The following is a 21,898-nucleotide window of genomic DNA, read 5'->3' on the forward strand; positions in this document are numbered from 1 at the left end:
GATTAAATAAAAATAATAACATGAAAGCAATAAATGAATGAGGTGATTGTCGATGATTCAATATGAGAAAAATAACATTACTGTTTTTCAAAGCGTACTATATATGACCACTTCAGCTATCATACAAACAGCTGATATTATGATTATGACAGATCCTAATTGGTTGCCTAGTGAAGTCGAAACGATTAGGAAGTTCGTTGAAGAAAACAAAGGTGATAAGCAAGTATATATCATTTATACGCATAGTGACTATGATCATATTATTGGATCAGGTGCATTTCCTGATGCAAAAGTGATCGCAACAGATCAATTTAATAATAACCCGAGAAAAGAAGAAATAGTCAAGAAAATACATAAGTTTGATTACGAATATTATTTACATAGGGACTATCAAGTAGAGTATCCCATTGTTGATATTGTCGTTTCAAGTGATGGACAAAAATTAGACCTTGGGGATATTACCATAACATTTTACAAGGCACCTGGGCATACCGACGACAGTTTATTTACAGTAATTGAACCATACGGAATATTTTTGTCAGGTGATTATCTATCTGATGTTGAGTTTCCGTTCATCTACACAAGTTATAAAGACTATGTTCATACAATTGAAAAAGCAGAAAGAATTTCAGATAACCATCAAATTAATGTGCTTATACCAGGCCATGGTAATACAACAGATGAATCACATGAAATAAAGAGCAGAATAGATTTTTCAAAGTATTATTTAACGCAACTACATGTTTCAGATGAAGACTTGGAAACTCAATTACATGAGAAGTATCCATTTTATGAAGGAATGAAAAATGCTCATAATGAAAATATAAAAATGGCTATACGAGAAGTAGGAAAATAATTAAATCCATCTTATGAGGAGAAGTAAAAAGAAGTCTAGCTTCGTTCATCACATATGTATTCAGACTAATAATTATGAGCAATCGTTAAACTTTTATAGAGGTTTGCTCGGTTTCGAATTAATTTCAGAAAGTGCTAATTTTCATAACCGTCATTATAACTCATGGTTAAGAATGGGAGATTTCCATGTCGAACTACAGACTGGAAAAATAGGTGAGAAGCTTGAACATTTGAATCCAAACTCACAAGGTATCGTTCATTTATGCTTATGGGTTGAAAATTTGTCTTATGAGGTTGAAAAATTTAAGAAAATAGGTTTTGAGTTTAAAATAAAAGATGGACAAGAAATTTATCATGTGGAAAATGGTAGGTTGTGTAAACTAATAGCTCCTGAAGGTACAATAATTGAGCTTAGAGATAACAGAGGGATTTAATAACATTAGTAGACAGTTGATAGCTTATGTATGGAATATTATGTAGTTATATCAATAATCAACTTTAGAGAAAAATGAAAGGTGAATGGTATGATGATGAATGCAAATCGGATATTATTGCGTCAGTATACTGACGATGATTTTGATTTTCTTTTTTCTCTATTATCAGACCCTAAAGTGGTTCAATTCATTGGGAGCGGACAGACGAGAGATAAAGAAGGTGCAGAACGTTTTTTAGAATGGATATACAGCACATATAAAGTAAGTTCAGATTTAGGTTTGAGAGTTATAGTTAGAAAAGATGATAATATTCCAATTGGTCATGCTGGTCTTGTTCCACAAATAGTTGACAGTAAACAAGAGGTTGAAATTGGTTATTGGATTGCCCGAGAATATTGGGGACAAGGATATGCGACAGAAGCAGCAAAAACGTTGTTAGATTATGGGGTTGAGCAACTGAAGTATCAAAGGTTTATTGCGTTAATTCAACCGGGGAATATTGCTTCTAGTAATGTTGCGCAGAAATTAGGCATGCACTTAGAAAAAGAAATCATCTTATCTGGGCAAGATGTGAACGTGTATACAATTTCTATAGAAGAGTCCAGTTAGCATTAACATTTAAATAAGAGAAAGATCAAAGTAAAATTAAGTGTTAAAGGGTGAGTTGAATGAAAAAAATCATGTTGTTATTCTTAATAGTTACGATCTTCATTCCTCCTTTATCTATGAGTGTTTCAGCACAAGATCAAACGCAACTAATTAAGGAATATATGGATAAAGCGATTGAAGAGTATAGAATTCCTGGTGCTTCACTGGCAATAGTGAAGGGTGGAGAACTATTTTACGAAGACAGTTGGGGAATTCAAAGTGATGGTACCGCAGTAACAAAAGATACTTTATTTACAATCGGTTCTGTTAGTAAACCTTTGACGAGTTTGGCTATTATGAAGTTGCTTGAACAGCAGGATATTCAGCTTGACGACGAAATTAATCAGTATGTACCAAGTTTTAATTATGATAAAAATGAATTTAAGAATGATATTACGATGCGACACCTGCTCACACATACGAGTGGTATTAGTACATACGAAGGTTTGAAGGTAGCAGACCTTAAGCTAAGAGGAGAAACTGCTATTACTAACGCTTTCGAAAAGTTGAATTATGTAAATCTCAATCATGAGCCGGGTGAAGTACATCAATATAGTGCTGCCAACTATTTATTATTAGGAAAAATAATTGAGAATGTTACAAATCAAACATTTGCCGAATTTATGAAAGATGAGATATTTTCTATATTACATATGAATCAAACTGCTGCTAGTTTTGAAACTGCTTCACTACTAGACTATCAAGCAGGGTTCCAGTCTTGGTTTGGTAAACCAGTGAAAAGTGAGAATTTATTTGATGATAGTGGTGTACCTTATGGATATATGGCTTCTACGACAAATGATATGACAAAATACATACAATTCTTATTAAATGGTGGGGATTTATTAACTGATCAGACGATGGAAATGTATACATCTCCTCAAGTACAACGCAAGAAAGACTTGTACTATGGATTAGGGTGGAGAGTTTCTACAGCAAAAGACGATGAGTATTATTTCCATGGGGGAGAAACACCTGATTCGCGTGCAGAACTTTTGCTTAATCCTAGTAAAAATTATGGATTTGTCTTGCTTACAAATAAAAATAATATTTCAGAAGTGTTGCATACCTCCTATATGAGAGAAGGACTGAAAACTATAATCGAGGATGAGGTAATGCCTGAAGTATCTAAGTCAAGTCATCAGATGCAGTGGATGACGTTAATTGTCACGCTTATTATTGCATTATTATGTATATGGAATCTAGTTCATTTGAAGAGAAAGAATATAATAAGAACAAAGTTATGGATTGTTGTTAGCTTTGTATCCATTATTTTGGCAATTAGTTTAATCCCGATTTTAGTTAATGCCTTCGGTGTACCTTGGCACTCTATCAATTATTATGGGTCTGATTTAGCAATTATCATAAAATGTTTAATCGGAATATTAGTTGTGAATGGGCTGTTATCACTAGTTCTGTTATTTTTGAAGGGGAAGCAAAAGAATACTATGAAGATGAGTGACAAGAAAGCCAGTTTTCGATAATAAGATAAATAGTTTATTTATGAATTGAAAGAGAGAATATATGAACCATAAAACTAGATGGGTATTGGGAGCTTTTTAGGTTATTATAGTGTTTACTTATACTTTTAATTAATCTTTGGAAGTATAAACAGAGTTGTTCTTATATGGGGAATCGTCTAGGGCATATTCGAATTCATGTTATTACACTATAACCCTGAAATCTATAGCTGTGTTATTGGGAAAATAATTTGCATTTTTCTTTTGCAGTTTATATTCTCTATACAAATTCCACTAACTTATTTATGGTTCATATTTCATGTTTACCCAATAACTGATCCGCCATATAATCATTTTAGAGTACATTGGCTTTTTTTATTAATTCATATTTGGTATTGGAATTATGAATATATGGCTTATTTCCTCCTTATTAAAGTGTGTTCTAATTAAAAAAATACACCTGTGTAGTATACAAAAATAACCAAAGTAGTTTTAGCTCTATACGATAGGAATAAGGCTGTTTATAACTATTATGGTTGGTCATCTATTCAACTACCACACTAGAAAGATGTTTCTCATATAATCGATTAGTTTGTTCATTGATTTTTGGCCATAAGTTCTAACATTTCAATCGATTTATTTATTGGAGGAACTGTTAGTACATTCTTCTCAACAAATTCATCAGCTTGTGGTCCTCCATTTGCTCTTATTAATTGAGAGGCAGCTTGAGTATCATACATTGTTCGCTTAAATTCATAGCCATCTGATGTAATTAAGAGCCAATCCGCTCCTGGGCTATCAGCAAATGGCATCCCAACACTTCCTGCATTCAAGATATGTTTAGATCCTACATGTTTTTTAAATTGTATATGAGTATGTCCGCATACAATAATCTCCGATTCAATATTATTAAAAAGATTTCTCAGTCGTTCTTGAGAAGTAATGGGTGTGAAAATTTCTTCATCACTAGAAGGTGTGGCGTGACAGAATAAGAAATCTCCCAATCCATCAATGTAGATTTTAATATGTTCTGGTAAGGTAGATAAGAAATCACGTTGAGAGTGGGTTAATTGATCGGCAACCCAGTGTGTTAGTTCACTTCCTTTCGCTGACATATCGGAGCGAAGCGGTATATTGTCAAAAGCCATAACTACTTCTCGATCACAATTGCCACGAATATAATGGATTTGGTATTCAAGTTGTATGAGACGTTCTAAGGTTTGTCGTGGCATGGGCCCTGAGACGATATCTCCACCAACAACAATTAGGTCTGGTTGTATTTTCTTAAGTTCATTTAGAACCGCATTTAAGGCGGGCAGGTTTCCATGAATATCGTAAAGTGCTGCTACTTTCATTTATCAAACTCCTTTGTAATAAAATTTTATATACAAAATTAAATCAATATATTTTAGAAAGTTCAAATATTAACATCTGTGTAGTTTAGTAAGAAAATTGTATGTCTTAAATTGATAATAGAATGATTTATTATATATAAGATGAACATCGTTTTATGACTAAATATGGTGAATTTATAATTATGGAGAAAACTCATTTTGTATAGGTGAATTAATGACTTCGTGAGTTCTATATAGATATGTTGTAATATCACATTAAATATATCTATTGACTCAAGTCCCAATTATTAACCAACATGAATGTTTAAAAATGAAATCCAACTGACATGATTTTGTGGATTACTTAATATAAACAAAAAGAGGAGAGTAGTAGAATGGTTTACAATGCAAAAACTCAGAGAGGAGTCATCTGTTTTTTACTATTTCTAACAGTTATACAAATTGCAATGAACCATAGTTCAGTCGATCTCTTAGTTATTCAATTTATACTGCTCATATATCTTATAGTAGTATTTTTTATTAATTTCAAGTTTGAGATAAATGGTAATTCGTTAACTTATGAAATGTTATTTATGACCTTACCAATATACAAAAAAGTTGTACATGCTGATCAGATCACTCAAATAAAATTTAAACGTTTAGATTGGGCGAATAGAGGAGCGATTATTCAGACGAAAAAAGGGCTCAACATCCGAATTATTAATTTTCTACCCAAAAATGTTTATGAAGACTTAAATGAATTTTCTGATAAATTCCAAATAACATTATCTAAAACGAAAGATTTTCAAATTTTAGAGAAGAAAGTTTGAAGTTCAAATATGAACCTTTAATGTTTTACCTTTATTACCTGAGAATGATGTTTGAAAAACTAATTTTATTGAATAAATGAAGATTATTAAATGTGTATTATTAAAGATTTTATGTCATTACATATCACCTGAAAATGGTTAATAGGAGGTTGATTTTGTGAAAATAAAAGTAGATGATTTGACGGGCACTGAAGTGGCAGAATTAATCGGAGAGCATCTTCATAATATGGCATCGCAATCCCCAGCTGAAAGTGTTCATGCCTTAAATCTTGATGAGTTAAAAAAGCCAGAAATTACGTTTTGGAGTGCATGGGAGGAAGGTTCATTAGTTGGTTGTGGAGCACTCAAAAAACTTGATAGTCAGCACGGTGAGATCAAATCAATGCGAACGTCTTCATTACATTTACGAAAAGGTGTTGCAAGGAGGATGTTAGAATTCATCCTTAATGAGGCAAAGCAACGTGGCTATCGAAGGGTAAGTTTAGAGACGGGTTCGATAGATGCTTTCCAACCAGCACGTAAATTATATGAGAGTTTCGGGTTTCAGTATTGTGAGCCATTTGCGGATTATATAGAGGATTCGAATAGTGTATTTATGACAAAGGAGTTATGAGTTTGATTTCGATTGAAAATGTAAAGGTAGCATTCTATCACAATGGGATGCTACCTTGACTATTTATCTTACTTTGCTTATTGATCGTTTAGAAAAACTTTTTCTAATTCATGCAACGCTATTGTTAATTCTTTTGTTTTGTTGCCTTGTTCATACCTTACAGTTATTGAATTACCATTTTTATTAAAACTTTCAATTGGTAGGTTAGTAGTTATAGTTTCTTCACCATTTGCTTTAAATCCCATTGAATGAACTGCAGGACATATGTTGTCATTACTAGGTGGTACGTTATCTATTGTATAAATACTTCCACAATCCATGATTAAATCCATAGATTTTGATGTTATATTTTGAATGACAATTGTAGTTTTGTAGCTCGGTAACTCATTTTCTAACTCTGCATAGACACTAATACGTAATGATTCATCTTCCTTTATTCCATTAAGCTGATCTGCAATGTCATCTCTAATTTTTTTATTAGTAGGTATAGGCTTCTTATATTCATTCCTAATCTCACCATTGTCCACATTTGTTTCTTGATGTTGCTTAGTATCATAATCACTTCCGATATCTTTAGATAACGTACAACCAAATAAGAAAAAGATACAAATAATTATTGTTGTTCGTATGATAAGGTTTTTTCTCAATTCCATCCCCTCCCCTAAAAAAATAGACGTTATAAAATGGAAAATGTTACATCTGGATTTTTGGAATATGTACTTAATGTGAATGAAAGTTTTACTTTATTTATTTCTTTCCACATTTCAACTATCTGTATTTCTCAGACTAAAGTTGTAGTCCGTGTTCATTCCATGCGTTGATGTGTTTGTTTCATTTTAAAAGTAAGCTTTAAATATAAGTTACCTACTTGGGGGAATTAAAATGAAACAAACTACAATGTTACCTGTATTAGCAGGGATAATAAGTTCGATTATCGTCGGATTTAGTTATTTATTTTTAAAGAATATTGTTAGTGAGGCTTCAGCATTATCAATACTATCTTATCGTTTCACGATTGCGTTTATAGCTATGAGTGTGCTTGTTTTATTTAAAGTGATTAAAGTTGATTTCAGAGGTAAACCAGTTTTGCCACTTATATTATTTTCAATCGTTCAACCGGTGTTAGCCTTTTCGTTTCAAACATATGGGATGAAATATGCATCTTCTAGTGAGGCAGGTATTATTACTGCGCTTGTGCCGATTTTTGTGATGTTTTTTGCTGCAATGTTTTTAAAAGAAAGTACAACTACATTACAGAAATTTTCTATTTTACTTTCAGTGTCTGGTGTTGCTTACATTACAATAATGAAGGGTATTGATGGAGAGGCGAATGTGATTGGCATCGTTCTAATCGTTCTATCCGTTATATCAATGGCAGTATATACAGTTCTTGCACGGAAATTCTCTAAGCAATTTTCACCTTTGGAGCTGACATATGCAATGATGGGAAGTGGAATGATAATGTTTAGTGTGATGTTATTCATTTCACCAGAAAAAGCAGATTTTTCAGTGTTAACGAATGTTAACTTTGTTACGTCTATCTTATATTTAGGTATTTTATCTTCTGTCGTCACATCTTTCTTAAGTAACTACATGGTAACGAGAATGAAAGCTTCTCAGTCTGTCGTTTTCATGAACCTTTCAACAATTGTAAGCATATTGGCAGGAGCATTTATTTTACATGAAGCTGTATACATGTACCATCTAATTGGAACAGTAATGATTATTTTAGGTGTAGTGGGAACTAATCTTAAGAGTGTGAGCTTTCCTAAACGAATGGCAGGAACGACTGTAAACGAATGAACATTTGCAAAAAAACAATCCCTTCTATGTTAAGAAAGGATTGTTTTTTGCTTAATCTAATTTCAGTGTTTTTTATTAGTTAATTCTTTCACCATAAGAACATGAGGAATGCCATCTTCCATGAATTCCTCAGAGGAAGTTTCGAATCCAAGTTTATGATAAAAACCTTCTGCTTGAGTTTGACCATGCAGTTTCACTCGAGGAATCTCTTTTTCTTTTGCTATCTCTTCTAGTGCGTTAATAATTACTTTCCCAATTCCCATACTACGATATGGTTTCAAGATGCAAATTCTTTCTAGTTTACCTACGCCTTCTACATAACGTATCCTTCCTGTACCTACAGGAGAACTATTGTGATAAACGATAACATGCTCTGCTGGGGCATTAAGGTCATCAAACTTATCATATTCATCTTCTAATGGAACACCTTGTTCGTTAACAAAAACTTCTTCTCTAATTTGAAGTGCTTTCTGCAATTCGGTTTCAGTTGTGATTTTTTTTGCTTCCATTATATTCATACCTCTCTAGCTTTATTTGTTCAGATAAGCAATAATTAATGTATAATGAGATTATACGATTATTTTGTTGTAAATGCAACAATATGTAAGGGGTTAATACAATGAAAGAATTTCTACGTGAGATAGGTGTCATTGCTCGTTGTCTTGATTCTATTAGCAATATTGAGTTTAAGGAATTAGGTTTATCAAAAGGACAATATTTGTATCTTGTTCGTATTTGTGAAAATCATGGCATTATTCCAGATAAATTAGCGGAAATGATTAAAGTTGACCGTACGACAGCATCTCGTGCTATTAAAAAGCTAGAAGAACAAGGACTCATAGAAAAGAAAAATGATCTAGAAAATAAAAAAATAAAACGATTATATCCAACCAAAAAAGGAGAGGAAATCTATCCATTTCTGAATAGAGAGGATGAACACTCAAATAAAGTAGCCTTATCTGGATTTTCTGAAGATGAAAAAGATGACATTTATAAACTTCTACAGAGGGTCAGGAAAAATGTAGAGAGCGACTGGGAAATTGTGAAAAAGGGGAATAAAAGGAGTTATTAAGCATTTTAGCTTTCTAATTTTTATAAAACATGATGAAGATAAGTAAAAAAGAAATCATTATTGAATACGCCATTCAGCTATTTAATCAGTATGGGTTTAATAAAATTACTGTTGAGGAGAACCTGACAATGAAACTGCAATTTGAAGAGGTTTCTTCCACTTAAAATGGTGTACAAGAATGGTCATGCCTATAAAGAAGTGTACCATGCCCGATAGATTAATTAAAACGGGATCAGAACCTGTAGGGGCTACCATTTTTAAAGAATAGTCACTTGAAAATAAAAATCCTAGACCTGTTATTAGGTAATAAATAGATACAATTCTGGCAATTCTTACTGTCAAGTTCATTGTTATAAAATTTAATGATTATTAACGTTATTCATACACCAACAGAAGAGAAGAAATGAGGTGTATTAGCAAGAGCAAAAAAATATAAAGGAGGTTTGTTTAAAAAAAATAAAAGGGTTGAAACATATTAGTCATAACTAATGTGTTTCAACCCTTTATTTTTGGCTTTTTACAAATTAAATGTAGAGAAGCTACACATGAGGAATAGCTTTTGAACTATATATACTTAGAAACTCGCTTTATTATCTTCGATTGATATTCTGGTATATCATTTATCCAATCTTTTTTCTCGATTAACCAGTTTTCATCATAAGGCAGTTCTTTTGTTTCTTCTCGAAGGTGTACAAGTGCACCATTACTAACTGCTTCTTTTTTCAATTCTTCATTACTTTGTTCGTCATTGTCTTTGACATTTTTAAGTTCATTATATACTTGTTCGAAGGTTTTTCCTCTAGTATCAATATTATAGGTTTTTACATGACTATACATAAAACTCCATGGATCTTCATGTATGATTGAAGCAACAATTTGAGAAGCTTGTGAAAGTTCTTCGTCAGATCCAGTAGCATTTTCTATTTTGAAAAGAGCTTCCTGTAAGCCTTTTTGTTCATATTTATTATAAACGTCTGTATTTACTACAATAGTATTACCTGAAGTCAGTTCAGTGTAGGTTGTTGTTCCGTCTTTATTATCATGGCTATAGAAATAAAATCCATAATTTTCGAATATATAGTCTTTGTACTGGATATTGTTGAATTCACGTATCGTTTTTGCTTTTACAATAGAAGCGTGCTGTGGCATTGAGATTTCAACTAGTGGAGTTGCTGCATATACTTCTGATTGAAGAGAAGTCAGATCTCCTCTAAGTAGTAATGCTGACAGTGATGCTGTTGCAATAAGTTTCTTACGGTCTTTCATATTGAACTCCCCTATATTTCAATGTATGGATATCATTCACCATCTATCATATATGTGTTATGAGGAGTTCGTATGTAGTTTAGGTGTGTTTTATATGAAGTTAATTTTTGGTGTGAACAACATTAAATAATATATTTGAAAGCATGAACAGTTTCTAGTATAAGGTAACTGTTGACGATTAAAGTAAATCCTCAAAGTTGAACGTATTTAGACTTTTAATAATTTGTAAAAATATACAATAATGAAGTAAATTTGATTATAATAACAACCAGAATATACAAATATGTTAAAGTTAATAAAATATAGGAGGATAAGATGAATAATATAACTCAATGTATTCAATTTCTTAATTCAATGGATATTGTGTTGGCTACGAGTCTAATAATTTCAGTGATCGTAAATGCATACCTTTACATACAAGTTAAAAGATATCAAAACGATGACAATACAACGAAAGCAAACTGGCAAGATGTAATGGGGTTGAATGACCCTCTAAGGTCATTATTATGGATTATTCTCATTATTAGCTTCCTAATAACTGTGCCATTGGTGGTTTTTATTAATCTATAAAAGAACTAGGACGAGATAATTGTCGTCAGTAATTACCTGATTGGTTCAACTAAGCATCAGTGGAGGATGAAGGAATACCTTTACTGATGGAAGTTTCACTTTATACTACCTGTCAGTTGGTGAGAAAAAATACAAACGTAATGTTTAATTTTAAGTACGAACAGAGGTGAGGATATGCGTAAGATTCGAGGGTTTGCAACTGGATTGAGGAATGGTTCATGGAGCCAAACGAAATATACAAACTTAACCCAATACTCCCCTTATAGTTCAGAAATCCGCAAAATTGTGAAGGAGAATCACAAGTTACCCAGTATAAATGATAAGTTATTAATTAAAACGTATAAAGCTAAGAATGGTTTAATACATCCAATTAATGAAGATGATATTCGAAAAGTACTTCATAAAATCCCCTCAGAATTTTTGATGAATTTAAGAGCAATTTACCTCTGTAGCGGTTCAGAAAAACAGAAAAATTATAGTAATGTACGGTTTGGTACATACCATGACTATTATAAAACAATCTTTTTACATCCTTTTCCAGAATCAAAATGTATCCAATATGATAAAAAGCCCAAACCATCTATTAGTCTAGAGTATGAAAGACATGGTGCGATTTGGTATAAGGAGGGGAAAGGTTGGAACTTGCAATTTGATATTCATTCATTACGTTCACTATATTTAAAGGATGTGCTGATTCATGAGATAGGTCATCATGTAGAAAATATCTCACATGATATAAAACATAAATCATATGCACAAAGAGAAAAGTTTGCAGATTGGTTTGCATTAGAGTATGGGATGAAAAAGAAGTGATATGAACAGTTAAATCGGATAGTAAATAATGGAGTTTACTCTGAAATCTTTCTAAATATAGTAAATGAACTGATTCTTTTAAAATTCAAGGGATTAATTTTGAATGAAGGAGACTAGGTGATGTCATATATCGTAGTTAATAATGTGAAAGTAAATTATGAAGTGTATGGTTCTGGAATGCCAATTATAATGATTCACGGCTTTACTGTAGATATGAGATTAATGAAGGGCTGCATGGAGCCCGTCTTTTCCGAAAGAGAAGAAGGTTTTAAGCGAATATATATTGATCTTCCAGGCATGGGTAAAACCAAAGATTATGAAGAAGTACATAGTACAGATGATATGTTAGAAGTTGTGATGAAGTTTATTGATACCGTTATACCTAATCAATCCTATTTAGTTGTCGGTGAATCTTATGGAGGTTATGTAGCTCGTGGTCTCATTGCAAAAAGAAGGGGAAACGTTGCAGGAGCTGCATTTATATGTCCAATGATAATTCCAGAGCAGAGTAAAAGGAAACTTCCTGCTCATACAATCGTTTCGAAAGATGAGACGTTTTTTAATCAATTAGAAAAGGATGTTAGAGAAGATTTTAGTTCAAACGTAGTTGTGCTCAATCAACATACGTGGGAACGTTATAAAAAAGAGATATTAGTAGGGTGTAACATAGCAGATGAGCAATTTCTGTCTAAGATATTAGATCAATATGGTTTTACATACGATATTGATCAAGTAAGCTTTGAAAAGCCAAGTGTTTTTCTGCTTGGAAAACAGGATTCAGTCGTTGGATACAAAGATGCACTTCAGTTAATTGATCATTATCCAAAGGCAACGTTTGCAATAGTTGAAGGAGCTGGACATAATTTGCAAATTGAGCAAAGGCTATTGTTCGACGTTAACATTAATCATTGGTTAGATAGAATTACTGACAAATAGAATCATAGACAATTGAGTTTTGTTGATATATAATTACAAAAACTCAGTTGGAGGGGTAATATTGAAATCAATCGAACGAAGGACTTTGAATTAGTAGCCAAATTAAATAAACCTGTACATGACTTACATTGTTCTTTGTATCCAACGTATTTCAAACCATACAATTATGAGAAAATGAAAGATTCCTTTGAAAAGTTAATGCACAATGAAGATTTTATTTTCTTACTCGTAGAAGATGATAATGAAGCGGTTGGATATGCTTGGTTCGAGATTAGAGATTACCCTGAAAATGCATTTAAGAAGGGCTATCGATCAGCCTATGTCCATCAAATAAGTATTAATGAAACAAATGAAATAAAGGTATTGGAACAAGAGTGATGGATTACATCTATCTTTTTGCAAAGAAAAATGAGATAGATCTAATAGAATTAGATTATTGGCTAGAAAACAAGGTTGCAAAACAGTTTTATGAAAAACATAACTTTGTCGTATATCGGGAGTTTGCATACAAACAGCTATAAGAACATGCATGAATAGTAAAAGAAATTAACTTGCTAATGGAGAAAAAGATGACTCAAAATGGGATAGTATTAGTCGTTTGTGTTTCAATAATTCAAGATGGAAAATTCTTATTGATAAAGGAAAATAAACGTGTAGCCAAAAACATGTGGAATTTTCCTAGCGGGCGTATTGAAATAGGTGAAGATATTTTTGAAGCCGCTCATAGAGAGGTGAAAGAAGAAACAGGGTTTGAAGTAAAGCTCACTAATACAACTGGGGTTTATAATTTTATAAGTAGTACAGATGATCAAGTAATTCTATTTCATTTTATAGGTGAGCTTGCTGGTGGTTCATTGACAGTTGATGGGGAAGAAATAATAGATTATGCATGGGTGAAGATAACTGACTTTTCGAAATTTGATAATCAAGAACTTCGAAATGCAAATGTACTAAATCAAATCGTAGATAATATAATAGAAGAAAAATATTTTGATATTAATGCTTTTCATAAGCAACTAAAATAACTTGGAAATTCCATCGGTATCAAACTCGATGGAATTTTCAAGTTATGCATCTTTACGTTATGTACTTAATGAAAGGAAATATGATGATGAGAATTAGAGAGTAAGATTGTTCGTTTTATGGAACTAATAAGAAGTGATGTGAAGCAAAATCAGCACTCTTCATAGCTTGTCTTAGGTGTTCTTGAGCAGTATCAAGGATCGCTTCTCAATTATTTGAAGAAGTATTTAATTGGGCACAAGAACTTGAGATTACAAGATTATAACTGACAGTGATCAAAGATAATACGAAAGCATTTAACTTATATCGAAAAATGGGTTTCATTATAAAAGGTACATTCATTAATGATAGATGGAGAATCGGTTAATGAATATTAGTTGTATAAATTGTTGTGTAATAACCACTCTTACTAATAAGTAAAAGTGGTTATTAAGATCATTTATTTAAGATATAACATCAAAGTGTTTGTCCATTATCGATTGTAAATACTTGTCCTGTAATCGATTCTTGAGACAGTTGAAACAGAATAGCCTCGGCAATCTCATCAGCTGTTGAAATTCTCTCAAGAGGTAAGTTTCCAGCGAGTTGATACATTTTATCTTCATTATTAGACCACCAGCGTGTTTGAACTGCACCAGGAGAAATGCAATTGACTCTAATATGGGGTGCTAGGGCTATTGCTAACGATTTTGTCATCGTATGAATCGCAGATTTCGTTGCAGCATAAGGTATCGAAGATCCTAGGCCAGTCATTCCTGCCACACTACCAATATTAACGATTGATCCTGATTTATGCTCCTGCATATGAGGAACTACAGCTTTTACACAATGAAACATTCCTTTTACGTTTACATCAAAAAGTGAGTCCCACACTTGATCAGTTACTGATTCTAGGTTATTCATAGGAATTTGAGCAGTTATACTTGCATTGTTCACTAAACAATCAACTCTTCCAAAGGAATTAATGGTCTTAGCTACCATATCGATTACTTCTTCTTCGATTGCTACATTCGCTTGATAAGTGAATGCTGTACCTCCTAACTGATTTATTTCACTCAATGTGTGATTTGCTTCTTTCGCTGAACGATTGTAATTAACAACTACTTTTGCTCCTTCTGCTGCTAACTTCAAAGCAGTAGCCTTTCCGATTCCAGTCCCGCCTCCAGTTATAATGATTACTTTATCTTTTAAGTGCATGTGAATTTCTCCTTTATTTTAAGAATCTATTTTTCCTATATTGTATCTGCTTGGAGATGAGCCGTATAATACAGAATAATGAGACTGGTATCAATTTGAATGATAGGAATGGAGGGGTGTGTATTGGACAGTCACGATTTAGTAATTTTTAAACATGCTGCAGAATTAAAATCTATTTCTAAAGCTGCTGATAGATTAGGATATGTACAACCTAACGTAAGTCAAAAAATCAAAAATCTAGAGGTTGAATTGGGCGTTAAGTTATTTACAAGAAATAATAGGGGCGTAACATTAACTGCTCAAGGGGAACTGTTACTTGATTATGCGAATCAAATTATTCATTTAATAGATGAGGCAAAATCAACAATTAATCCAACGAAGTGGAGGGAATCATTAACAATTGGTGCAACTCAAACAATATCTGCTGTTAAGGTACCTCAGCTATTCTCATCTTTTATGAGGTTGAATGATAATGTTAATTTGAAGATAAAAACGAGTACAAGACAAAATTTACTGGATATGCTTTCGAACGGAGAAATTGATGGACTTTTCTTAAATGAGTCAAACATTCACTCACAATTTGAAGTGGTGTACAGTTATATTGAAAAAGTGGTGCTTATTTCTCCTTTTCAAATTGAGACAGGGAAGAAACAAAATCAAACGCTGATTGTGAATACTGACCCAAATTGCATTTATAGAGATCAAACATTAACTTATTTTAATCAAAGTGCAGCAGAACAATTTAATATTATGGAATTTGATTCACTGGAAGCAATTCTACATGCTGTTAATAATGGATTAGGTGCAAGTATTTTACCAAAAGATTTAATAAACAATAATAGAGAAGTGGATACATTGTATTATCATGAGCTATCAGAAAGAGTTCAAATTGATTTTATCATTAAGAATAGAAAAGAAAAATCAAAAAGTTTGAGAAATTTCATTCATCATTTACATAATTCGTAAACAAAAAACCAAAATGGTGTAGTTGTAAAATCTATACTATAATTAGAGATAATTTGTAAACTAATATTATAATAGAAGAAAGTAACATGCTACCTTATGAAACTATTAATTAAGAATGGAGCATATTATGATAATTGACAAACAGTTATTTAATGTTAAAGGACGTAAATATATTGTTAGATCCGCTATAAAAGAAGATGCAAGCGATTTGTCTCAATTACGTGTACAGGTTGATGGCGAGACTGAGAATATGGATAGGGAAAAAGGTGAGGCATTTATTGATGGAGTTGGTTTTGAACAAATTATAGAAACGGATACAGAAAGTGAAAAAAACTTATTTTTGGTTGCTGAAATTGAAGACAGAATCGTTGGATTTTCAAGGTGTGCAGGAAATGATTTGAAACGATTTTCTCACAAAGTTGAATTTGGTGTGTGCGTATTGAAGAAATATTGGGGATATGGTATCGGCAATAATTTACTAAAAGAATCTCTTTCTTGGGCTGATTCCAATGGTATTAAAAAGGTGACACTTAATGTTTTGGAGACAAATGAAAAAGCTATTAATTTGTATGAGCGGTATGGTTTTGAAATCGAAGGTGTTTTAAAAAATGATAGAATTCATAGCGACAATGAATTTTACAATACGGTTATAATGGGTAGGTTTAATAAATGAATTTCATAAACTATTTTCTACTATATAACATTACAGGTAAGAAAATATAGTTATTAAGTTGAAAAAAGCGATTCAGGGTATGAATCACTTTTTTTAGTCATGTCAATTTTTTCTTAGACATTCTTTCTTTGTTATTCTGTTGTGATCGTAACAGTAACAGTCTTCTGATCATAGCAATTTTAGTTGAGTAGAAGTTTCCATCAGTGGAAGTGGAAATTAAAAAGTCCAATACGTTAAAGTATCTAATATTCCAAGCAAAAGCATGATAATACCTGCAATGAATTGTACACTTTTTCCAAACTTTCTACCTCTTTTTTTCATAGATTTACCGTCGATACCAAAATACCAAATTAGAGATACGGCAATGATTAGTGGTAATGATGTTCCAATGGCGAAAATAGTAGGTAGCACTGCCCCAAATGGAGTCGATAACACGATAGGCATAAGCGAAATAAAGAATAGTACAAACATTGTTGGGCAAAAGCCAAGTGAAAAGCTAACACCCATAAAAAAGGCACCTAACTTCCCATTAATAAATTTATCAGGTATTTTCCCGAAGTTAACTGTCCAATTCATTTTAAATAACCCAACTAAGTATAGACCAATTAAGATTAGCAGTGGTCCGATTGCTTTACGAATCCATGGAAAGAAAATTATTAGAGATTGTTGAAATTCTTTTCCTAATAACCAAACTACGAATCCGAGTGAAGAAAATACAAATATTTTCCCGAAAATAAACAAACTAACTTCCTTCCAAACTATTTCTTTCTGTAATGATTTATTCCCATAAATCGTAATCGCTCCGAGATTACCAGTAAATTGACAAGGTGCTAATGCTCCTATTATGCCTAAAATAAAAGCAGACAACAGGGGTATTCCTTTAACTCCATAAGACATGTTAATGAATGGTGCACTTAAGAAATTGCTGATTTGACTAAAAAATTCATACATATTAATTGAACACCCCGTTCTATCGTTGTCACGAACCGACATACGTTACAACAAATTACTTATGTAGTAACTAGTGGGGATAAAAGGCATCCCACTAGTAGTAAATATATTTTATTCAGGTTCATTATGGTATTCGCCACCTAGTTCAAATGGTGTCTCATAGCCATTATATTTTAATACTGTTACCATACCTCCAGTAGCGTGAATGAGATCATGGCAATGAAATACCCAATCTCCAGGGTTGTCAGCAATAAATAAAATTTCATATTGTTCATGAGGTTTTATATTTATTAAGTCTTTTACGAGCGGCTTATCAAGTAGTTTCCCATTTCTAGATACAACTTGGAAGTAGTGTCCGTGAAGGTGCATAGGGTGATCTAACATACTATTGTTAGAAAGAGTTACTTTGACAAGGTCGCCTTTGTTCACCTTAATTGGACTTGTATCAGGAAATGTCTTGCCATTGATTTTATAAGCCATATCGTTGTTCATCATAGCCATTCCAGCTGTTAACTTCATCTTGTATTCGAGATCAGGTTGTTGATTCTGGTCAATGATCGTTGTCATCTCACCTTGCTCCGTATAGTCAATTAGCTGAAGTGTTTCAGCATCTTTATACGAATGTTCATTTTTTCCTTCACCATCTATGATTTTGATTGGTATCTTTATGTCTGCTGATTCGGCTACAAGATTCGGACTATCGATATACCAATCTTTTGAGCTATTTTCCTCAAATTCAATATCAATTCGTTCACCTGGAGCAACTAATAGAACATCAGAAGTAAGAGTAGAATTATTTACTTTCTTCCCGTCATTAGCAACTACTTGGTATTGATGATTATTTAAGTAGAGAACTTGTTTTTGATAGCCTGCATTGATCACACGAAGTCTTATTTTTTCTCCTTGGCGTACTTCAATAGGGTCAATATCAGGGTAACTTTCACCGTTAATTGTAAACGTATCATAGATCATCTGAGAATCCATTTCACCAGGAGTTCCATTGTTACCCATCATTCCGCGACGGCCCTCATTTCCCATCGACCATTCATCAATCATTAATACGTAATCTTGATCATACGTTTTTTCTTTAGATTCTACAATTAGAGCCCCATATAATCCTCGATCTACTTGGTAATAACTATCTTGATGTGAATGGTACCAATATGTCCCTGCTTCTGTAGCTTGGAATTCATAAGTAAATGTATCACCAGGTTGGACAGCATTTTGAGTTACTCCTGCTACACCATCCATTTGGTTTGGTAAAACGACGCCATGCCAATGGATAGTTACAGGATCATCTAATTTGTTTATAAGGTTTACTTTTAACCAATCTCCCTCTTGAACTCGAATTTCCTCACCAGGTACAGTTCCATTATACGTCCAAGCTTCGAATGATTGGTCTTTAATCTTCCATTGTGCTTTTTCAGCTGTAATATCAAACTCTTTCACGTTAATATTGTCTGGTCGTTCAACTGGTATGTCTGTGATGTTGATTGATTGATCTCCAATACTACTCTGTGTATCGGATTGGCAACCAGTTATGATGAATGCAATAAATGACATGAAAAAAACGATTAATATTTTGCTTTTTATCATGTATAACCACTCCTTATTCAACTTCAACCTAGATTCCTTTGTTAATCATATGTAAGAAGTGTGCAAAAAGATTGCAGAACAGAAACGGGTAACGTGAATCAAGAGTTCTCAAGTATTGTTGGAAAATATGGGTAATAGTATAATATTTCTGTAGATACACTGTTTCTATTATTTGTAGGATAATTGATGGAGGTTATAATTACCAATGGAAGCTATCGTAGAGCTAAGAGATATTTCAAAAAAATATAAAGGAAAGATGGTAATTGATAATGCATCATTCTCAATACATAAACACGAAGTTGTTGCATTAACTGGCAAGAATGGCTCAGGGAAAAGCACTATTTTAAAGATTATTGCTGGTTTAATGTAGCCTGATGGTGGAGAAGTGCTTACACGTTCTTCTGATTTTAAGATCGGTTATGTTCCTGAAGTAGTACCCGACGTAATTCCTTTTACCACTGAGGAATATTTAATGTGTATGGGTAGAATCAGTGGAATTAGCAGCGGGCAGCTCAAGCAAAGATTAAAACAGCTGTTTGAAATTTTTAATATGTCTCATGCTCGACAAACTAAGTTCTCCGATTGTTCAAAGAGTATGAGACAAAAAGTGATGGTCATGCAAGCAATGTTAGAAGAGACGACGTTATTAATTTTAGATGAGCCACTGTCTGGGTTAGATGTGAAAGCTCAAAATGATTTAGCTGATATGCTCCAAACATTGAAGAATCAAGGGCTAAGCATTATTTTATCTTGTCATTCGAATAAACTAATCGATCAAGTAGTTAACCAAGTACTACTAATCAAAAATCAGAAGGTTATTCAATCTGAACAAGTATTACAGTGTTTAATACAAGAAAATGTGATTGTATTAGAAATTACATCTGTAGATTTATTAATGGAGTTACCACAAATTATTGAAGTTGTAGAGAAGCAAGAGCTACCTCATAAGGGTTATGAAGTAAAGCTCGTCGTCAATAAGAAGGTTACTGAAAGTTTCTTATTAGATGCAATTTCTAGGGGAGCGATTGTAAAAAGGCTGGAGCCAATAAGTATTGTTGAATCAAATGTGTTTGCTAGTTATAAATAGGAGGGAGGAGTTAAAATCATGAAAGGATTATTACAATATCAATTACTTCATTACATAAGAACGTATCGATACTTACCACCGTTCACATTCTTTATCATGTTTCTTGTTATTAATTATGCATACAAGCCAAACCCAATATTAGATAGCTATTCATTTACATCTGTCGTTCTATTCTTTATTATGGGTTGGTTTACAGTAACAATCTTTCATGCTGAAGATTCTGGTCAAAGAGTGATTACACAATTGCATTGTAAAAGTTCAAATGCATATTATATTAGTCTATATATTATTGCTATTATGATTGGATTTTGCTTAAGTGTACTCTCTGTTTATTATCCAATTATATTTGATATGTTTGCGGGGAAACAACGTCTTATACATGTTGTAATGGGTGTCATGTCTCATTTTAGTAGCTCAATTTTAGCTATTTCATTAACTTCTATTTTTACTAGAGATATTGTGAAAAATGATAGGAATACATGGTGGGGAGTTTTTACGATCTTACTTACCAGCTTAATAGTCGTTCCGTTGAAAACTATAATCTTACAAGTAAAAGGACTAATCTGGTTATTACCTCCTGTACATCTATCACTACAAATGATGAGTACAAATGATAGTATCGATTATATTCCGTTTAGTTATTACTTGCAGTTTAGTTGGATTGCTTTGTATGGATTTATTATGATTGTTCTATTTTTTCAATTGAAGAGATTTAGACAAGCGTAATCGATGTGAAAGTATTTTAAAAGTCGTATTAAAAAAACTATAATTTATAGAGAATAATCAGTCCATGTTTGTAAAGTAAACATGGACTTTTTTTCTTTTTTGAAATAAAAAACATATTTACAAAAATTAGAATTTAATTTACTATATATTTAATACTAAATATTTAGTATTAAATATATAGTAAAGGTGGAGGAGATAATGACACGTACTATGGTTTTAGGACTTCTCAAATCTGCAGGACCTATGTCAGGATATGAAATTCAACAAATGATGCAGTCTGCTCAAACAGATATGTGGGCGTATGTAAAGCCAGCATCAATATATCATGCATTAAAGAAACTTCAGGAGGAAGGAAAGGTTGTCCTAGAAAAAGTCGAGCAGACAGGCTTAAGGACAAAATCAATATTTAACATTACAGAAGATGGAGAGCGTGAATTAAACGAATTATTGGTTGATTCACTAAGCTCTTCATCAGTCGTTTTCCCTGCGCCCCTCTATACAGCTCTAACATTTTTAGAGAATTTAACAGAAGATGAGATCATAACTGCACTTGAAAAGCAAAAGTTAGAAATAACAAATATTTATGAAAGTATGAAACTTGGATATGAACAGAAGCAGGCGAACATTGGAAAAGTACCTGAAAAAATTGATTTAATTTTTCAGAATATGTATAAACAATGTGAGCTTCAACTAGAACATATTAATGGAATATTAGAGATTGTCAGGGAAGGAGAATACAAGTGAAAACACCTAAAAAGATAGTTGTATTCGTTATTATGCTTGCAATTTTTACGGATATGCTGATGTATGGATTAGTTGTGCCCTTTTTACCAATTCATGCAGAATCTTTAGGTGCTTCTCAGTCAGAAATAGGTCTATTATTTGCAAGTTATGCGATTGCATTGTTTGTCGCAACACCACTATTCGGAGCGTTAGCAGACAGAATAGGAAGGAAGAAGCTTATTGAACTGCCCCCTGTCAAGTAGACAGTGGAAATAATAAAAATGATTTAAACGGCTTTAGCTCTATATTCTATAGGGCTAAG

General features: G+C 32.6%; 27 protein-coding genes and 1 pseudogene. 20 read left to right on the plus strand and 8 right to left on the minus strand.

Features of this window, described 5'->3' with window-relative positions; genetic code table 11:
* Positions 1-52 precede the first annotated feature (52 nt).
* From BFG57_RS11415 to BFG57_RS11430, 4 genes are all read left to right on the plus strand, one after another.
* Entirely contained in the window at positions 53-856 is an 804-nt protein-coding gene (locus tag BFG57_RS11415; RefSeq protein WP_069717624.1) for an MBL fold metallo-hydrolase, read from the plus strand.
* A gap of 13 nt (positions 857-869) precedes the next feature.
* Positions 870-1,289: a VOC family protein gene (locus BFG57_RS11420; RefSeq protein WP_069717625.1), complete on the plus strand. Its 420-nt coding sequence runs from the start codon at positions 870-872 to the stop codon at positions 1,287-1,289.
* Positions 1,290-1,382: 93 nt separating this feature from the next.
* Positions 1,383-1,898, plus strand: a complete 516-nt coding sequence (locus BFG57_RS11425; RefSeq protein ID WP_083249214.1) for a GNAT family N-acetyltransferase — start codon at positions 1,383-1,385, stop codon at positions 1,896-1,898.
* Between the two features lie 59 nt (positions 1,899-1,957).
* On the plus strand, positions 1,958-3,421 hold the full coding sequence (locus tag BFG57_RS11430; RefSeq protein ID WP_069717627.1) for a serine hydrolase: 1,464 nt from the start codon (positions 1,958-1,960) through the stop codon (positions 3,419-3,421).
* A gap of 572 nt (positions 3,422-3,993) precedes the next feature.
* Here the strand turns inward: BFG57_RS11430 and BFG57_RS11435 are convergent.
* On the minus strand, positions 3,994-4,752 hold the full coding sequence (locus BFG57_RS11435; RefSeq protein ID WP_069717628.1) for a metallophosphoesterase family protein: 759 nt from the start codon (positions 4,750-4,752) through the stop codon (positions 3,994-3,996).
* Positions 4,753-5,126: 374 nt separating this feature from the next.
* On the opposite strand from BFG57_RS11435, the gene BFG57_RS19145 reads away from it, so the two are divergent.
* Together BFG57_RS19145 and BFG57_RS11445 are read left to right on the plus strand one after the other, a co-directional pair.
* Complete coding sequence (locus BFG57_RS19145) at positions 5,127-5,561, plus strand: hypothetical protein (RefSeq protein WP_069717629.1); 435 nt, start codon at positions 5,127-5,129, stop codon at positions 5,559-5,561.
* A 157-nt stretch (positions 5,562-5,718) separates the two neighbouring features.
* Positions 5,719-6,174, plus strand: coding sequence for a GNAT family N-acetyltransferase (locus BFG57_RS11445; protein ID WP_069717630.1), 456 nt, complete (start codon positions 5,719-5,721; stop codon positions 6,172-6,174).
* 77 nt (positions 6,175-6,251) lie between these two features.
* On the opposite strand, the gene BFG57_RS11450 is transcribed toward BFG57_RS11445, so the two are convergent.
* Positions 6,252-6,821, minus strand: coding sequence for a hypothetical protein (locus BFG57_RS11450; RefSeq protein ID WP_069717631.1), 570 nt, complete (start codon positions 6,819-6,821; stop codon positions 6,252-6,254).
* A gap of 235 nt (positions 6,822-7,056) precedes the next feature.
* Between BFG57_RS11450 and BFG57_RS11455 the strand changes: the two genes are divergently transcribed.
* Positions 7,057-7,977: a DMT family transporter gene (locus tag BFG57_RS11455; protein WP_069717632.1), complete on the plus strand. Its 921-nt coding sequence runs from the start codon at positions 7,057-7,059 to the stop codon at positions 7,975-7,977.
* Positions 7,978-8,039: 62 nt separating this feature from the next.
* Here BFG57_RS11455 and BFG57_RS11460 read toward each other — a convergent pair whose 3' ends face one another.
* Positions 8,040-8,486, minus strand: a complete 447-nt coding sequence (locus BFG57_RS11460; protein WP_069717633.1) for a GNAT family N-acetyltransferase — start codon at positions 8,484-8,486, stop codon at positions 8,040-8,042.
* Positions 8,487-8,596: 110 nt separating this feature from the next.
* On the opposite strand from BFG57_RS11460, the gene BFG57_RS11465 reads away from it, so the two are divergent.
* Positions 8,597-9,049 carry a MarR family winged helix-turn-helix transcriptional regulator gene (locus tag BFG57_RS11465; protein WP_069717634.1) on the plus strand — a complete coding sequence of 151 codons (453 nt, stop codon included), beginning with the start codon at positions 8,597-8,599 and terminating at the stop codon, positions 9,047-9,049.
* A 105-nt stretch (positions 9,050-9,154) separates the two neighbouring features.
* On the opposite strand, the gene BFG57_RS18650 is transcribed toward BFG57_RS11465, so the two are convergent.
* Both BFG57_RS18650 and BFG57_RS11470 read right to left on the minus strand, forming a co-directional pair.
* Positions 9,155-9,397 (minus strand): hypothetical protein, encoded by a 243-nt coding sequence (locus tag BFG57_RS18650; RefSeq protein ID WP_139125130.1) that lies wholly within the window; start codon positions 9,395-9,397, stop codon positions 9,155-9,157.
* Positions 9,398-9,613: 216 nt separating this feature from the next.
* Positions 9,614-10,315: a hypothetical protein gene (locus BFG57_RS11470; protein ID WP_069717635.1), complete on the minus strand. Its 702-nt coding sequence runs from the start codon at positions 10,313-10,315 to the stop codon at positions 9,614-9,616.
* 315 nt (positions 10,316-10,630) lie between these two features.
* Between BFG57_RS11470 and BFG57_RS11475 the strand changes: the two genes are divergently transcribed.
* The 6 genes from BFG57_RS11475 (at position 10,631) to BFG57_RS11495 (ending at position 13,659) form a co-directional block, all read left to right on the plus strand.
* Positions 10,631-10,885 (plus strand): hypothetical protein, encoded by a 255-nt coding sequence (locus tag BFG57_RS11475; RefSeq protein ID WP_069717636.1) that lies wholly within the window; start codon positions 10,631-10,633, stop codon positions 10,883-10,885.
* A 174-nt stretch (positions 10,886-11,059) separates the two neighbouring features.
* Complete coding sequence (locus tag BFG57_RS11480; protein WP_069717637.1) at positions 11,060-11,698, plus strand: hypothetical protein; 639 nt, start codon at positions 11,060-11,062, stop codon at positions 11,696-11,698.
* 120 nt (positions 11,699-11,818) lie between these two features.
* A complete protein-coding gene (locus BFG57_RS11485; protein WP_069717638.1) occupies positions 11,819-12,634 on the plus strand; it encodes an alpha/beta fold hydrolase in 816 nt (271 codons plus the stop codon).
* Positions 12,635-12,832: 198 nt separating this feature from the next.
* Positions 12,833-13,012: a hypothetical protein gene (locus BFG57_RS19520; RefSeq protein ID WP_342670308.1), complete on the plus strand. Its 180-nt coding sequence runs from the start codon at positions 12,833-12,835 to the stop codon at positions 13,010-13,012.
* The gene (locus BFG57_RS19525) at positions 13,012-13,155 is read left to right on the plus strand and encodes an N-acetyltransferase (RefSeq protein ID WP_342670309.1); all 144 of its coding nucleotides are present in this window, start codon (positions 13,012-13,014) and stop codon (positions 13,153-13,155) included. Before BFG57_RS19520 ends, BFG57_RS19525 begins: the two co-directional genes overlap by 1 nt.
* Positions 13,156-13,191: 36 nt before the next feature.
* Positions 13,192-13,659, plus strand: a complete 468-nt coding sequence (locus BFG57_RS11495) for an NUDIX hydrolase (protein ID WP_425388511.1) — start codon at positions 13,192-13,194, stop codon at positions 13,657-13,659.
* Between the two features lie 454 nt (positions 13,660-14,113).
* Here BFG57_RS11495 and BFG57_RS11500 read toward each other — a convergent pair whose 3' ends face one another.
* Positions 14,114-14,854, minus strand: a complete 741-nt coding sequence (locus BFG57_RS11500; RefSeq protein ID WP_069717640.1) for an SDR family NAD(P)-dependent oxidoreductase — start codon at positions 14,852-14,854, stop codon at positions 14,114-14,116.
* 123 nt (positions 14,855-14,977) lie between these two features.
* On the opposite strand from BFG57_RS11500, the gene BFG57_RS11505 reads away from it, so the two are divergent.
* A complete protein-coding gene (locus BFG57_RS11505) occupies positions 14,978-15,820 on the plus strand; it encodes a LysR family transcriptional regulator (RefSeq protein WP_069717641.1) in 843 nt (280 codons plus the stop codon).
* 127 nt (positions 15,821-15,947) lie between these two features.
* Positions 15,948-16,493, plus strand: coding sequence for a GNAT family N-acetyltransferase (locus BFG57_RS11510; protein ID WP_069717642.1), 546 nt, complete (start codon positions 15,948-15,950; stop codon positions 16,491-16,493).
* Between the two features lie 216 nt (positions 16,494-16,709).
* Here BFG57_RS11510 and BFG57_RS11515 read toward each other — a convergent pair whose 3' ends face one another.
* Together BFG57_RS11515 and BFG57_RS11520 are read right to left on the minus strand one after the other, a co-directional pair.
* A complete protein-coding gene (locus BFG57_RS11515) occupies positions 16,710-17,444 on the minus strand; it encodes an urease accessory protein UreH domain-containing protein (protein ID WP_069717643.1) in 735 nt (244 codons plus the stop codon).
* A gap of 111 nt (positions 17,445-17,555) precedes the next feature.
* The gene (locus tag BFG57_RS11520; protein WP_139125131.1) at positions 17,556-19,040 is read right to left on the minus strand and encodes a multicopper oxidase family protein; all 1,485 of its coding nucleotides are present in this window, start codon (positions 19,038-19,040) and stop codon (positions 17,556-17,558) included.
* Between the two features lie 256 nt (positions 19,041-19,296).
* Between BFG57_RS11520 and BFG57_RS11525 the strand changes: the two are divergent.
* The 4 genes and pseudogenes from BFG57_RS11525 to BFG57_RS11540 all read left to right on the plus strand — a co-directional run bounded on the left by BFG57_RS11525 (position 19,297) and on the right by BFG57_RS11540 (position 21,839).
* Positions 19,297-20,127, plus strand: a pseudogene (locus BFG57_RS11525) (ATP-binding cassette domain-containing protein).
* A gap of 18 nt (positions 20,128-20,145) precedes the next feature.
* The gene (locus BFG57_RS11530; RefSeq protein WP_069717644.1) at positions 20,146-20,853 is read left to right on the plus strand and encodes an ABC transporter permease; all 708 of its coding nucleotides are present in this window, start codon (positions 20,146-20,148) and stop codon (positions 20,851-20,853) included.
* 198 nt (positions 20,854-21,051) lie between these two features.
* Positions 21,052-21,597: a PadR family transcriptional regulator gene (locus BFG57_RS11535; protein WP_069717645.1), complete on the plus strand. Its 546-nt coding sequence runs from the start codon at positions 21,052-21,054 to the stop codon at positions 21,595-21,597.
* Positions 21,594-21,839 carry an MFS transporter gene (locus tag BFG57_RS11540; RefSeq protein WP_069717646.1) on the plus strand — a complete coding sequence of 82 codons (246 nt, stop codon included), beginning with the start codon at positions 21,594-21,596 and terminating at the stop codon, positions 21,837-21,839. Before BFG57_RS11535 ends, BFG57_RS11540 begins: the two co-directional genes overlap by 4 nt.
* Positions 21,840-21,898 lie beyond the last annotated feature (59 nt).

This window comes from Bacillus solimangrovi (assembly GCF_001742425.1).
GTDB classification, from domain to species: domain Bacteria; phylum Bacillota; class Bacilli; order Bacillales; family Bacillaceae_N; genus Bacillus_AV; species Bacillus_AV solimangrovi.

Excerpts from the sequence above, each read along its gene's own strand:
- BFG57_RS11535 (WP_069717645.1), top strand. The coding sequence starts at position 21,052 with ATGACACGTACTATGGTTTTAGGACTTCTCAAATCTGCAGGACCTATG.
- BFG57_RS11415 (WP_069717624.1), top strand. The coding sequence starts at position 53 with ATGATTCAATATGAGAAAAATAACATTACTGTTTTTCAAAGCGTACTA.
- BFG57_RS11465 (WP_069717634.1), top strand. The coding sequence starts at position 8,597 with ATGAAAGAATTTCTACGTGAGATAGGTGTCATTGCTCGTTGTCTTGAT.
- BFG57_RS11420 (WP_069717625.1), top strand. The coding sequence starts at position 870 with ATGAGGAGAAGTAAAAAGAAGTCTAGCTTCGTTCATCACATATGTATT.
- BFG57_RS11515 (WP_069717643.1), bottom strand. The coding sequence starts at position 17,444 with ATGTATGAATTTTTTAGTCAAATCAGCAATTTCTTAAGTGCACCATTC.
- BFG57_RS11460 (WP_069717633.1), bottom strand. The coding sequence starts at position 8,486 with ATGGAAGCAAAAAAAATCACAACTGAAACCGAATTGCAGAAAGCACTT.
- BFG57_RS19525 (WP_342670309.1), top strand. The coding sequence starts at position 13,012 with ATGGATTACATCTATCTTTTTGCAAAGAAAAATGAGATAGATCTAATA.
- BFG57_RS11425 (WP_083249214.1), top strand. The coding sequence starts at position 1,383 with ATGATGAATGCAAATCGGATATTATTGCGTCAGTATACTGACGATGAT.
- BFG57_RS11455 (WP_069717632.1), top strand. The coding sequence starts at position 7,057 with ATGAAACAAACTACAATGTTACCTGTATTAGCAGGGATAATAAGTTCG.
- BFG57_RS11495 (WP_425388511.1), top strand. The coding sequence starts at position 13,192 with ATGGAGAAAAAGATGACTCAAAATGGGATAGTATTAGTCGTTTGTGTT.
- BFG57_RS11475 (WP_069717636.1), top strand. The coding sequence starts at position 10,631 with ATGAATAATATAACTCAATGTATTCAATTTCTTAATTCAATGGATATT.
- BFG57_RS19520 (WP_342670308.1), top strand. The coding sequence starts at position 12,833 with ATGCACAATGAAGATTTTATTTTCTTACTCGTAGAAGATGATAATGAA.
- BFG57_RS11430 (WP_069717627.1), top strand. The coding sequence starts at position 1,958 with ATGAAAAAAATCATGTTGTTATTCTTAATAGTTACGATCTTCATTCCT.
- BFG57_RS11435 (WP_069717628.1), bottom strand. The coding sequence starts at position 4,752 with ATGAAAGTAGCAGCACTTTACGATATTCATGGAAACCTGCCCGCCTTA.
- BFG57_RS11470 (WP_069717635.1), bottom strand. The coding sequence starts at position 10,315 with ATGAAAGACCGTAAGAAACTTATTGCAACAGCATCACTGTCAGCATTA.
- BFG57_RS11485 (WP_069717638.1), top strand. The coding sequence starts at position 11,819 with ATGTCATATATCGTAGTTAATAATGTGAAAGTAAATTATGAAGTGTAT.
- BFG57_RS11500 (WP_069717640.1), bottom strand. The coding sequence starts at position 14,854 with ATGCACTTAAAAGATAAAGTAATCATTATAACTGGAGGCGGGACTGGA.
- BFG57_RS19145 (WP_069717629.1), top strand. The coding sequence starts at position 5,127 with ATGGTTTACAATGCAAAAACTCAGAGAGGAGTCATCTGTTTTTTACTA.
- BFG57_RS11510 (WP_069717642.1), top strand. The coding sequence starts at position 15,948 with ATGATAATTGACAAACAGTTATTTAATGTTAAAGGACGTAAATATATT.
- BFG57_RS11520 (WP_139125131.1), bottom strand. The coding sequence starts at position 19,040 with ATGATAAAAAGCAAAATATTAATCGTTTTTTTCATGTCATTTATTGCA.
- BFG57_RS11480 (WP_069717637.1), top strand. The coding sequence starts at position 11,060 with ATGCGTAAGATTCGAGGGTTTGCAACTGGATTGAGGAATGGTTCATGG.
- BFG57_RS18650 (WP_139125130.1), bottom strand. The coding sequence starts at position 9,397 with ATGAACTTGACAGTAAGAATTGCCAGAATTGTATCTATTTATTACCTA.
- BFG57_RS11530 (WP_069717644.1), top strand. The coding sequence starts at position 20,146 with ATGAAAGGATTATTACAATATCAATTACTTCATTACATAAGAACGTAT.